Source organism: Cohnella sp. WQ 127256, from assembly GCF_024519285.1.
Lineage (GTDB): Bacteria > Bacillota > Bacilli > Paenibacillales > Paenibacillaceae > Cohnella.
This window is the reverse complement of sequence record NZ_JAMZCY010000002.1, coordinates 22,914-35,980: the sequence shown is the minus strand read 5'-3', so window position 1 is coordinate 35,980 and position 13,067 is coordinate 22,914. Positions and strand designations below refer to the sequence as shown.

Genomic DNA, 13,067 nt, shown 5'->3' with positions numbered 1-13,067 from the left:
CGTTCATTATACCAAAAAGCGTGACATGTGTTGCTCTAATTCGGCAGATACCTGCTTCAAATCCTCCGACACCTGCACCAATTCCAACCCGATCTCTTTCTGGTCATTGGTCAACACCGCAACTTGATCGGCAGAAGAAGAGGCCTCCTGGGAAACCGCCGTCACTTCTTCAATCGAGGCGCTGATCGTTTCATGGCTTCGATGAAGCTGTTGCAGGGATAAGTTCACTTCATTCAGACGTCTCTTCAATTGCCCCATCATCTCCCGAACGTTGCGGAACAAATCGTGAACCGAACTAACGCCGTCGGACACCTCCCGAAAAAAAGGCTCCGTCTCCCGCATCGTTCCGACCGAGGAGTCAACTTCTGACCTAATGTTCATCGCCAATGCTTCTACTCGGCCGATAGAAGCATGGGATTGTTCGGCCACTCGCCTGATTTCGTCGGCAATCGCCTTCATGCCTCCTGCTTGCCCGTCCCTCGAAGCTTCGATCGCCGCATTAAGGGAAAGAATCGTCGTCTGTTTGGCCATTTGCGTAATCAACTTCAATATCCCCTGAATGGAAGCCGCGCTGTCCGACAAGCCGTTCACACGCGCCGCAAGCGAACGAAAATGTAAATCGGTCTCTTTCGTCTTGACGAGAAGCCCCTCTACGATTTCCCCGCCTTCATTGCAGAAATCATCGACGACGCTCGTTGCTTCTTCCATCTTCTCGTGAAACGCGCGAGCGGCGTCCGTCCGGCTTCCCATGACGCTGACGTTACTGCCGCTCAGTTCGGCATTCGCGGCAAGCCCCGCGGCTCCTAATGCGATCTGCGCAGCGGCCGAATGAATTTCATTCGCAGAAGAAGCCGTACGTTGCGCGGCATTCGCCATCCGGTTGCTAGAACCTGCCATATCCTCTACGGATCGACGGGCGTTAGACACCAGCATCCCAATTTGCTCCGCCATCTGATTAAATGCGGTTGACACGTCCCCGATCTCATCCCGTCTGCGGGTAATCATCCTACCCTGCAAATCGCCTCCCGCCGCCTTACGCATCAATAGCTTCAACTGTCCGAGCGGCTTGGATATCATTCGGATTAGCCAAATACCGACAATGACCGCAACGACTACGCTAGCCGCGATAGCCCCGATGGTCCAGGCCCTAATACGGTCGGCCGCGATCGTTAATTCGCTTAAGGGGACTATCCCGGTTAGCGTCCATCCCGTTACCGGCGAGTTGCGATAGGCGACCAACCGCTCATCTTCTCCAGTGTAATTGTTGGTTCTCCCTTCGGCAGCTTCGTTACGTGCAAGCATCGGCAATCGTTCGCTTAGCGGCAAGTTCGAATCGCTATTACCCATAATAAGCGCACCGGAAGCGTCATAGATGGCGACGACAGAACGATCGCCGAGTTTAACGCCTTGGATCATTTCTTGCAGGACGGTCGACTCGATCTGAACGAGCAGCACGAATTCGTTCGAGCCTAGATTTTTCTTACCCAGCAATTTGCCGTAGGCGAATAACGGCTTCGGGGAGTTACCCAAATAGCCTTGTTGGGCAATGGCAAGCCAGACGGGTTTCCCATCGGATTCCCGAATTCGGCGTATCCAGTCCGCTTGTATATCCGGCTTGTCCGCCTGCCGATCCGTGCTCATCATCGAAACCGGATCCACGAGCGGAAGTAACGTGATGTCGCGAATGCGCGGTTCGGACAGTTTAATCTGGTCAAGCAGCCCAAGCACTTGTTCCATCCGGCTATTCTTTTCCTCGGAACGCATCCTGCCCGCATTGGCGAATTGAAAGAGCTGTTCCCGAAAGTCGCTGTTATTGACGATCTGATTCGTCGCATCGAGCAAGAAACGCAGCTTCATATCCAGCTTCTCGCCGGTTAGCGATATCGTCTGAACGGAACTCGTCTCCGCTTGCTCGACGATTGCCGACTTTGCGGTGAAATAGGAGAACAACCCCAAGGATGTGGACAGTAAGCCGACGATGACGAAGATGACCAGAAACAACTTAGTTCCGATTGATCGCATGCTAACAGGCTCCCCCACTAGTATTATAAGCCGACATCTCTACATCTTGACCGACGAACGGCGCGCGCTCAGCACCCTTTGGAGCAAAATAAAGACAAACAGCAACAAACCAATAACAATTTTGGTCCACCAGGAACTAAGCGTCCCTTGGAAGCTAATGATCGTCTGGATGACTCCATAGATCATGACCCCGAAGAACGAACCGGCAATATAGCCGACGCCGCCGGTCAGCAATGTGCCTCCGATCACGACGGACGCGATCGCGTCAAGCTCGACCCCGACCGCATGAAGCCCGTATCCGGACAGCATGTAGAATGTATAGATCACTCCGGCTAGAGAAGAACAGAACCCGCTCACGACGTAAACGCCAATCTTGGTACGCGCGACGGGCAATCCCATCAGCAGAGCAGATTGCTCGCTTCCCCCCAGCGCATATACGTTACGGCCGAAACGGGTGTAATGCGCCACGAATATCGCTAGTACAACAACGATCAATGCGATAATGACGTTAATCGAGAGGAAGCTCCCCCCCGGTAGCTTGATCTTCGTCTGCGCAATCGTCGTGTACGTGGAGTTATCAATCGTAATCGTATTAAGACTGATGATATAACACAGCCCCCGCGCCAAGAACATTCCGGCCAACGTTACGATAAAAGGTTGAACCTTAAAATAGTGAATGATCGCGCCCATCGCCCATCCGAAAGCGCACCCGATGACCAGAACGATAGGAATGACGACAATCGGCGGCATGCCATGCTCCTGGATGAGGCTAGCGGATATCATCGTCGTCAGCGCGATCATGGAACCGACCGATAAATCGATGCCCCCGGAAACGATGACGAAGGTCATGCCCACCGCAACCACAAGCAAGAAAGCGTTGTCGATCAGCAAGTTGAATACGACCTGCAAGGAGAAAAATCCGGTGTAACGGAAGGAACCCGCAGCCAGCATCACCGCGAACAAGCCGATCGTGACTAGTATGGGAATGAATTTGCGATTAAGCATGTCGGGTCGCCTCTTTCTCGCCTGGATAATGCCGGGTCTTCCAACGCCTAACGATCGCTTTACGGAACGATTCGGATTGGATCAAGCAGACCGCTAATACGACGAATGCTTTCACGACGAGCGTAATTTCCGGAGCGATCCCAACGGAATAGATCGTCGTGGACAGCGTCTGGATCATCAGCGCCCCGACGAGCGTGCCGGACAAATAAAACCGGCCTCCGTTCAGCGAGGTACCGCCGATAACGACCGCCAGGATCGCATCCAGCTCATACCACAAGCCCGCATTGTTTCCATCGGCGCTGGATACGTTGGAGCTGAGCAACAGTCCTGCGATTCCCGCGCATAATCCGCAGAACATATAGACGGCCACGATAACGATGTTTGAGCGAATACCCGCCAAGCGGCTAGCTTGAGGATTGGTGCCGACCGATTCAATGAAAAGGCCGAGCGCGGATTTCCGCGTTAACAACGAGGCGATAGCGAATACCGCCGCGACAATGAAAATGGAGAACGGCAGCGTCGCTAAGGAGCCCGTGCCGATATATTCGTATCTCGAACTGGAGAGCGTAATGATCTGACCATCCGTAATCAACTGGGCGATTCCCCGGCCGGCTACCATGAGGATCAAGGTCGCGATAATCGGCTGAATTCCGGCCCCCGTCACCAGTAATCCGTTCCACAAGCCTAGAACCAAAGACAAGCCCAGGGCAAGCCCGATAGCCATCAGAACGAGGCTCAGCGAATTTTGATTCTCTCCCTTGCTAATCGTCATGCAGGACATCGCTCCGGCAATCGCGACGATCGATCCTACCGACAAGTCGATTCCTTTGGTGGCAATGACTAGCGTCATTCCGACGGCTACGAGAATAAGCGGAGCACCGAAGTTCAAAATATCGATCAAGTTCCCGTATAGATGCCCGCCTTGCATTCTAATGGAGAAAAAATCGGGAGAATGGATGAGATTAAATAATAACAATGCTCCCAGCATGGCTAGCGGCCAAAACAAATGATGTTTCATGATCCGGTTCAATGTGGCTCAACCCCCCGCTATGGCCTGCATCACATGATGCGGGCTGATGTCTTGGCCTTCGATTTCCTTTACCAACCGGCGGTCCCTAAGAACGGCAATTTTCCCGCTCACCCTAAGCACTTCTTCCAGCTCGGATGAGATAAACAAGACGGACATCCCCTGCTGCGATAACGACATGACCAGCTTCTGGATTTCGGCTTTCGCCCCGACGTCGATTCCGCGGGTCGGCTCATCCAGAATGAGCAGCTCCGGCTGCGTCAGAAGCCAACGGGCCAGAATGACCTTCTGCTGGTTGCCTCCGCTCAAATTTTTCACGAGATGCTCCGGGTTAGGAGGGTTAATATTTAAGGTACCGATATATTGTTCGGCGATCTCATCCTGCCTCTTGCGGTTGATCGTCCTGAACCAGCCACGGGTCGCTTGCAGTGCCAAGATGATGTTCTCGCGGACGGACAAATCGTCAATAATCCCCTCGATCTTCCGGTTCTCGGGGCAGAATCCGATTCCCTGCGAGATGGCATCCCGCGGAGAACGGATGGCCTCGCCTGATTTCGCAAGCTTCAGCTTTCCTTGGTCCGCCCTGTCCGCTCCGAAGAATAAGCGGGCGATTTCCGTACGGCCCGATCCAAGTAAACCTGCCAATCCTACGACTTCCCCGCGGCGGATAGCGAGGTTAAACGGCTCGATTGCCCCCGTACGGCCAAGATTCGAAGCTTCTATCCAAATGTCGTCCGTATCCGCTTGCTCCTCGGCTTGCGACTTAGGCATCTCTTCTAGCAGATTCAACTCCTTGCCGATCATACGTGATACGAGCTCGATTCTAGGTAAATCCGCCGCCAAGCTCTCTCCGACGAATTCCCCGTTGCGAAGAATCGTAATCCGATCCGATATTTCGTAGACCTGGTCCAGGAAGTGCGTCACGAACAAGATCGCGAGGCCTTCGTTTTTTAGCTTGCGCATGATGGTGAACAACTGCTGCACTTCATTCCGGTCGAGGCTTGAAGTCGGTTCGTCTAGAATCAATACCTTAGCGGAAATACTCAAGGCGCGCGCGATAGCGATGAGCTGTTGAATAGCTACCGAATACGATTGCAAGGGCAATGAAACATCTATGTGAAGACTAAGCCGTTCCGATAGAAGCACGGACGCGTTCTTGTTCATTTCCTTCCACTGAATGATCCCGAACCGGCGCGGCTCTCGGCCGATATAGATGTTTTCCGCCACCGTTAGATTCGGACAAAGATTGACTTCCTGATAGACGGTACTAATCCCAACCCCTTGAGCATCCTGCGGACTATGGGGACGAATCTCCTTCCCGTCCAGCATGACTTTCCCTTCATCGACGGAGTACACTCCCGTCAGTGTTTTGATCAACGTGGATTTACCCGCCCCGTTCTCTCCCATCAAGGCATGCACTTCGCCTGCGAACAATCTGAAGTCGACACCTTTCAGCGCGCGAACGCCGGGAAAGCTTTTGTATATTCCATTCATCTGTAGGATCGGCTGCCGATCGATCATGTTCCTTCCTCCTTTAAGAGAAAAAGCCGCTCCGACTCGATCCATCGGTAGCGGAGCGGCTCTTCCAGCATGCGAACTTACGACTGAACGATTAATATTTACGTGTTGGAAGCGCCTCTTTGGCTTGCTCCGACGTAAACGTCGATTCTTCCGTTACGATGCGTTGCGGGATTTCTTTGTTAGCGAGAACATCGTTAACCGCTTGCATTAACTGCGGTCCAAGAAGCGGATTACACTCCACGATGAAGTTGATTTTGCCTTCGCTGGCAGCAGTCATGCCGTCTTTAACGGCGTCGACGGAAATGATGATGATATCTTTGCCCGGAACAAGTCCGGCCGCTTCGATCGCTTGAATCGCGCCGAGAGCCATATCATCGTTGTGGGCATACAGCACGTCGATGTCTTTGTGCGCTTTCAGGAACGCCTGCATGACTTCTTTCCCTTTGGCGCGAGTGAAATCGCCCGTCTGGGATGCAATAACTTTAAGCTTGTCATTCGATTTGATCATTTCCTGGAAGCCTGCTTTGCGGTCGTTCGCGGGAGCGGAACCCGTCGTACCTTGCAGCTCAACGATATTTACGACTTCTTGAGTGTCTTTATATTGATCGAGCACCCATTGACCTGCTTTGCGGCCTTCTTCCACGAAATCCGAACCGATGAACGTTTTGTAATAGGACGTATCTTTGGAATCTACCGACCGATCGGTCAGAATGACAGGGATGCCCGCATCTTTAGCTTCCTTCAGAACCGTGTCCCATCCGGACTCGACGACAGGCGAGAAGGCAATAACGTCAACCTTCTGTTGGATGTAAGAACGAATCGCTTTGATTTGATTTTCTTGCTTCTGCTGCGCATCGGAGAACTTCAGATCGAAGCCGGCCTCTCCCGCGGATTCCTTGATCGAATTCGTGTTGGCCGTTCTCCAGCCGCTTTCCGCTCCAACCTGCGCGAAGCCGAGAACCACTTTCTTATCCGTCGCCGCGGGTGCGGACTCGCTTGGACTTGCGCTTTCAGCAGCCGCAGCTGGCGCTTTCGAGCTTTCAGCCGGAGAAGAGCTCGAGTTGCTTCCCTTGTTGTTGCCGCCGCAAGCGGAAACAACGACCATTAGAGCGACCAAGGCGAGCGATACGCCCCACTTCTTAACACTTTTCATCTGTAACTTCCTCCCCATTCGTTCACCATTTGTTGGCGTGAACTCATTATAAAACGCTGTCAGATGCCGATTATACGGACGATCATAGCCGTTTTTTGCGTTTTTACGGGATGTTTGAGCTCATGGGAATCGTTTTGTTGTAATTTTTCATTCAAAAGTTGGAAATTGCCATCACGTCTGAATAGGAAGCCCACGAAATGGATGATATTTGCTATAGTTAGTAGAAAAGGGACCGCGTCTCTCCGCGAATGCCACAATTAAGGAAGGAACGCTGCGGAATGCCTTTCGTACGGAAGATTACCTCCAGCTTGCGAGCCAAGCTGCTCACGATGTTCGTTATATTAACGTCGATTCCGCTCATCGCGGTCGGCCTCGTTTCCTACCAGAAATCATTCGACACCGTATCCGGCCATAGCAAGGCGGCTACGATGCTCGTCGCGGATCGTCTCGCCTTGGACATCGACGTCTTGTTCCAAGATACGAGCCGCCTGCTCGAACTGGAGAAAAACCCTCAAGTGCTTCGTTTCCTCTTCTCTCAGAGCGAAACCTACGAGGACGCCAAGTTCATTTTGAAGACGTTCGATTTATACCGTCAGACATACAAATATGAAAGCGTACTCAACATGACGATGATTAACTTATACGGCAGAGGGATCAGCGAACGCAAAGGAGTGTTTCAGTTAGATTACAACCCTCTGAGAAATCCCCATTTCGCGTATTTAATGACGGAGCCTAATGAAGTGCTTAATATTCCGCCTACGAAATCTTCCGATTGGGACCGTCTGGACGGCTTCCGCTATCCCGACCGTAACGTCATTACAATCATGGCGACTGTCAAGCAGCAGATCACCAACGAAGTCGTCGGCTTCATCGTCATCGATCTGGATGATTCGGTCGTGGAGCGGTTTTCTAATAATGTGAAGATCGGCAAGACCGGATTGTTCTACGTCGCGGATGATCAAGGAATTCCGATCTTTACGCCTGCCGCGCCCGCTCAATCCGGAGATTCGTCCCAGCCCGTTAATCTTAGCGAACATACCGGCTACCAGAGAGACAGCTTCGTGGACTCCACTGCCGATCCATCCAAATTCGTCGTGTTCGCCACTTCGCAAGCAACCGGCTGGAAAATCGTAGGCAGCGCTCCGCTTGAAGAAATCGTAGAGGATGCTAACCGAATTCGCACGCTCATTATCGTAAGCGTTGCCTTAAGCATTGTATTTACGATTACTCTCTATTTCTTCATCACCTCGCGTCTAACCCGGCCGATCCAGCTCCTCAAGAGCAAGATGCGGCAAGCCGCCTCCGGTTATCTCGATGCCAAGGTGAAGCCTTCGGGGCAGGATGAAATCGCCGATCTAGGCGCGAGCTTCAATACAATGATCGAGAAAATCAAGATGCTGCTCGAACAAAGCATCCGCGAGCAGGAGCATATCCAGAAGGCGGAGCTCAGAACGCTACAAGCCCAGATTAATCCTCACTTTCTCTATAACACGCTCGATTCCATCGTTTGGATGGCCGAGGCAGGCAAGAACGAGCAAGTCATCCAGCTTGTACAAGCCTTATCCCGATTTTTCCGCATCAGCTTGAATAAAGGCCGCGATTGGATTTCGATCAAGATCGAGCTCGATCATGTGCAAAGCTATTTGATTATCCAGAAGATGCGCTATCGCGATATTCTCGATTACGAAGTCGACGTGAGCCCCGAGCTTCAGATGTATCCGATTCTGAAGATGACGCTGCAACCGCTGGTAGAGAATGCTCTGTACCACGGCATCAAAAATCAACGAGGCAAAGGATTGATCCGTATTGGCGGGTATGTCGACCAGGTTCAAGATATTGTCTTGTTTGTCGAGGATAACGGAATCGGCATGACGACGGATCACTTGGAGGAGGTCCGCGAACAACTGGAGCAACCGCGCGATTCGCAACCGAACGATACTAGAGACACGGGATTGGAGGACGGTAAAAACGGCGGATTCGGTCTGCAAAACGTTCATCAGCGACTGAAGCTGTATTTCGGAGAACGTTACGGGTTACATATCGAAAGCGAAGAACGCAAGGGGACATGCATCTACGTTCGGATACCTAAGAAATAGGGGTGACTATCGGTGAAAAAGGTCATGCTCGTCGACGACGAAATCGTCATTAGAGAAAACATTCGGGTTTGCATCGATTGGGAAAAGGAAGGTTTCATCTATTGCGGGGATGCGTCGGACGGAGAAGTCGCGCTCCCCCTGATCGAGAAGTGGATGCCGGATATTCTGATTACCGACATCAAGATGCCTTTCATGAATGGCCTTGAGCTAAGCTCCATCGTTCGCCAACGGTTGCCGGATACGAAGATCATTATCCTTAGCGGTCACGATGAATTCAGCTACGCCCGATCAGCGCTACAAATAGGCGTTGAAGAATACTGCTTGAAGCCCGTTCATTCTCTTGATCTGATTAAGCTTCTGCATTCCGTTGGAGACAAGATCGACCATGAACGCCGGTTGAAGGAACGTAAAGCTTACACCCAGGAGAAGCTCTTCGGCGACTTATGTGGCGGACTCATCACCACGACCGAGGCCGTCGAAGCGGCGACTTCTCTGTCCTTGAACGTGATTTCATCATACTATGCTGTCTTGATCTGCGACCTGAGATGCTCGGAATCTAACTCGTATACCGATACCGATACGATCTTGCAGGCGGAACGGGTCATCGACGATAAGCTGTCCGATACCGTTACCGGATGGAGCTTCAAGCGCAGCCGGACGGAAAAGGTATGGATCATTCATGGTGATTCCGCTCAAGATTTAGCCGTTACTCTCGATCATATCCGCCATAAGCTCGTCCCTCATCTCGAGAGCGAGCTTCCATGCTCGGTCTCATTCGGAGTCGGAAGCGTGCAGAATCGATTACAAGGCATCCACGTTTCTTTCTTGGAGGCCGAGGAAGACCGGATTATACATCGGCTAACGAAAATCAATCAGAATGAATTATGGCAAACGGCCGGTCGTTCGGCCGGATCGACCGCCTACCTAGACCGCGCGCGTTTCATCGAGTTTCTTAAGATCGGAACGGTCTCCCAGCTCCAAGAGTTCGTTCGCGACTTCGCCGCCAATCTCGTGGAAGTGGATTGGAAATCTTCTATGTATGGCTACTACTTGCTGAACGAATTAATGCTGGAGTCTTTGCAAGAAGCGAAGAACGGCTTCCGTTCAGGGGAAGTATCTGACTCCCTAGTTGCCGAGCTTCAAGGAGAAATCCACAAGGTCTCAAGCTGGGAGGAGTCTTGCCGCTTCTTGGCGGATTTGCTGAAACAGCTATGGACCTGGAGGGCGGATGCGTCCAACAAGTACGCGGACATCATCGCCAAAGTCAAAAGATTCATCCAACAGCAATATGTGAACGATCGGTTATCGCTCCAAGACGCCGCCGAACACGTTCGCGTCAGTCCGAGCCACTTAAGCAAAGTGTTCAGCCAAGAAAACGATCAAACCTTCATCGAGTATTTAACGCAAACCCGAATTCGCAAAGCGATGGAACTATTGCAAGCGACCAATGATAAATCCTACGAGATCGCCTATCAGGTCGGCTATAACGACGCGCACTATTTTTCTAATCTGTTCAAGAAGATGACGGGTATGACGACGCGGGAATTTCGCCGGCAAGGGATGCCCGAAGGCCGATCCGCGGAAGGAGAGTATCATGATAGTCCCGAGCGCTTGGCGTAAACCATTACTATGCTTTCTTCTGCCGATTGCTCTCTTGTCGGTTATCTTATCGGGATGTACCAAAGATGTGGATTCGGTCGCACCTCCCCCATCGACTACCTCTCCCATCATAACGAAAGTCGCAACTGCATATACGTTTGGGATCATCTATCCGATGACACATCCGTTCTACGAAACGATAACCCGCACGGCCGAATTGGCTGCAGCGGAGTCGAACGTCCAGCTTATCGTCAAGGCTCCGGGAGAATCGAACTTGGAGCAGCAAATCCGCATGATGGAGACGATGATCCGCCAACAAGTCGACGGGATCGCCATAGACCCGATCGATGCGAACGCGCTCGCCCCTATCATCGATAAAGCCGTTAACAGCGGGATACCCGTCATCTGCTTCGAATCGGATTCTCCCGCAAGCCAACGCTTGACCTATATCGGAACGAACAACCTGGAATCGGGGCGTAGAATGGGAGAGTCTCTGGATAAGCTGCTCGACGGGAGTGGCATGGTGCTGGTGGAAACCGGAACGCGCCGGACGCTCAGTATGGACCAGCGGTTGGAGGGAATGCTTACCTATCTAAACAATAAAACGAAAATACAAGTGCTGGAAGTTCGCTATAACGAAGGGAGCGAGATCCGCGCGTTAAGGGATCTCGAGGAAATGATCGACTCCCATCCTCATTTCGACGCCTTCGTCGGACTCGACTTCGTGTCCGGATCCGCTTCCATTCTCGTATGGAAAGCCAAAGGCTTGGCACGTTACGCCCTTACCTTCGGGCTAACTCCGGAAATCCAAGAAGCGATCCGCAACGGCCAGTTAACGTCGGTATTATCGCAACACGAGGAAGAGTGGGGAAACCGAATCATCGCTCGGCTCTTGGATGCTGCCGAAGGGCGACAGGTCCCCCGGTTCGACGATACGGGATTCGTTGAGGTGTCGGGAAACCGTTAGGGTAAGATACATACATGACCCTTGCATTACTCGGTACATAGGTTCGTTCCATATAGGCACTTTTTTGACCTTCGAGCTGATTCTTGGGATTAAGCTTGCCGACCCCAAAGCCCTTGTGGGTTATGGGTGAAGTATGCGTTGAGCCATGGCAGCGAGGTCCGCGAAGTCAAGCCGTATTGGATAATGGCTGCATCTACGACTCCTTGGATATCCGTTTTTTTCATTGCGAGTGCCGCTGTACCCGAGTCACCAACAGTTCTCTTGTTCTTACCTCGACCGGACTTGCATCGGCTTGTTGTGTCTAGCTTGTCTAGGCGCATAGAAATGCAAAAAGCTCCCGTTAGGGAGCTTTAAGTGAAAATGACTTATTGGTTCTCTAGCTCTTCTTTGCTTACAAGCTGCACTAAAGCGGTTACAGCTTGCTCTGCGTCGGAACCTTCCGCGCTGATCGCGACTTCCGTACCGGAGCTGATAGCCAGGCTCATAATTCCCATGATGCTTTTCGCATTTACTTTCTTTTCATCCTTCTCCACAAAGACGTCGGAGGAGAATTTATTGGCTTCTTGCACGAATAGTGCCGCCGGTCTGGCGTGAAGACCCGTTTTAAGCCGAACAACTACCGGCTGTCTCGTCATGGACCGGATACCCCCTATCTTTGTTCGTCCCTCATCTGGGGACCCCCGTGCTACAGTTTCTTAACTATTATACCATTGATTCGAACAAATGCGCCATACGGTTATGCTCCGCCGTTCCGGATTTTTTCAGCCCACTCATCTAGCTTACGAAGTCGGTGGTTTACACCTGATTTACTGACCTGTCCTTTAAGCAAATCTCCGACTTCCTTCAGGTTAATGTCAGGATGCTGAAGTCTTATTTCCGCGACCTCTCGAAGCTTATCAGGTAAATTGTAAAGTCCGACCTCTTTAACAAGAAGTTTGATATTCTCAATTTGTCTGACTGCTGCCCCGATCGTCTTGTTCAGATTAGCCGTCTCGCAATTTACGATCCGATTCACCGAGTTACGCATATCTCGCATTATACGGACATCCTCGAACTTAAACAAGGCTTGATGGGCACCGATGATGCTTAAAAACTCGATGATCTTCTCGCCTTCCTTAATGTAGAGGATAAATCCCTTCTTGCGTTCGATAAAACGTGCATTCAGATGGAATTTATTCGCAAGGTCCACAAGAGCTTGACAATGCTCCTCATACATCGAGGATATTTCCAAGTGATAGGATGAGCCCTCCGGATTATTCACTGAACCCCCCGCTAAAAACGCACCACGCAAATAAGCCTTTTTACAGCATGCCTTACGAACCAATTCTTTATCAATACTCGGATGGAATAGAAATCCCTCGGAGACAATCGACAGGTCATTTAGAATAGCCTCCGCACCTGCTGGTACTCGCACAACATAAACGTTATTTTTCTTCAAACGCATTTTTTTACGCACTAGAAGCTCGGTTATAACTTTAAAATGTCGCTTAAGCAGGGTGTAGATGCGGCGTGATATTGCGGCATTCTCGGTGGAGATATCCAGTATAACTCGCTTATTGGACAATGAGATCGTTCCATTCATCCGTATCAAAGCCGATAACTCCGCCTTCTCACAGCAGCCATCAGATTCGAGCAAAGTGAGTTCTTTTTTTGTTAGCGCCGCAAATGACATACCCT

General features: G+C 51.3%; 11 protein-coding genes. 3 read left to right on the top strand and 8 right to left on the bottom strand.

The genetic code is table 11. From position 1 onward, the window contains the following. Window positions 1-6: 6 nt before the first annotated feature. The 5 genes from M1K58_RS08445 to M1K58_RS08425 form a co-directional block, all read right to left on the bottom strand. Complete coding sequence (locus M1K58_RS08445) at window positions 7-2,022, bottom strand: methyl-accepting chemotaxis protein (protein WP_256758319.1); 2,016 nt, start codon at window positions 2,020-2,022, stop codon at window positions 7-9. Window positions 2,023-2,061: 39 nt separating this feature from the next. Next, complete coding sequence (gene yjfF / locus M1K58_RS08440) at window positions 2,062-3,027, bottom strand: galactofuranose ABC transporter, permease protein YjfF (protein WP_256758318.1); 966 nt, start codon at window positions 3,025-3,027, stop codon at window positions 2,062-2,064. Beyond that, window positions 3,020-4,057: an ABC transporter permease gene (locus tag M1K58_RS08435; RefSeq protein WP_256758317.1), complete on the bottom strand. Its 1,038-nt coding sequence runs from the start codon at window positions 4,055-4,057 to the stop codon at window positions 3,020-3,022. The genes yjfF and M1K58_RS08435 overlap by 8 nt, the downstream gene beginning before the upstream one ends. Before the next feature lie 6 nt (window positions 4,058-4,063). Beyond that, window positions 4,064-5,575, bottom strand: a complete 1,512-nt coding sequence (locus M1K58_RS08430) for a sugar ABC transporter ATP-binding protein (protein ID WP_256758316.1) — start codon at window positions 5,573-5,575, stop codon at window positions 4,064-4,066. A 91-nt stretch (window positions 5,576-5,666) separates the two neighbouring features. Then, window positions 5,667-6,728 carry an ABC transporter substrate-binding protein gene (locus tag M1K58_RS08425; protein WP_256758315.1) on the bottom strand — a complete coding sequence of 354 codons (1,062 nt, stop codon included), beginning with the start codon at window positions 6,726-6,728 and terminating at the stop codon, window positions 5,667-5,669. A gap of 278 nt (window positions 6,729-7,006) precedes the next feature. On the opposite strand from M1K58_RS08425, the gene M1K58_RS08420 reads away from it, so the two are divergent. The 3 genes from M1K58_RS08420 to M1K58_RS08410 are packed head-to-tail and all read left to right on the top strand — an operon-like array spanning window position 7,007 to window position 11,390. Next, window positions 7,007-8,824: a sensor histidine kinase gene (locus M1K58_RS08420; protein ID WP_256758314.1), complete on the top strand. Its 1,818-nt coding sequence runs from the start codon at window positions 7,007-7,009 to the stop codon at window positions 8,822-8,824. A gap of 12 nt (window positions 8,825-8,836) precedes the next feature. Next, complete coding sequence (locus M1K58_RS08415; protein ID WP_256758313.1) at window positions 8,837-10,444, top strand: response regulator; 1,608 nt, start codon at window positions 8,837-8,839, stop codon at window positions 10,442-10,444. Next, window positions 10,419-11,390: a sugar ABC transporter substrate-binding protein gene (locus M1K58_RS08410; protein WP_256758312.1), complete on the top strand. Its 972-nt coding sequence runs from the start codon at window positions 10,419-10,421 to the stop codon at window positions 11,388-11,390. The genes M1K58_RS08415 and M1K58_RS08410 overlap by 26 nt, the downstream gene beginning before the upstream one ends. An 89-nt stretch (window positions 11,391-11,479) precedes the next feature. Here M1K58_RS08410 and M1K58_RS08405 read toward each other — a convergent pair whose 3' ends face one another. The 3 genes from M1K58_RS08405 to whiA form a co-directional block, all read right to left on the bottom strand. Beyond that, on the bottom strand, window positions 11,480-11,710 hold the full coding sequence (locus M1K58_RS08405) for a hypothetical protein (RefSeq protein ID WP_256758311.1): 231 nt from the start codon (window positions 11,708-11,710) through the stop codon (window positions 11,480-11,482). Between the two features lie 45 nt (window positions 11,711-11,755). Continuing rightward, window positions 11,756-12,025, bottom strand: coding sequence for an HPr family phosphocarrier protein (locus tag M1K58_RS08400; protein ID WP_094042918.1), 270 nt, complete (start codon window positions 12,023-12,025; stop codon window positions 11,756-11,758). A gap of 101 nt (window positions 12,026-12,126) precedes the next feature. Further along, complete coding sequence (whiA, locus tag M1K58_RS08395) at window positions 12,127-13,062, bottom strand: DNA-binding protein WhiA (protein WP_256758310.1); 936 nt, start codon at window positions 13,060-13,062, stop codon at window positions 12,127-12,129. Window positions 13,063-13,067 lie beyond the last annotated feature (5 nt).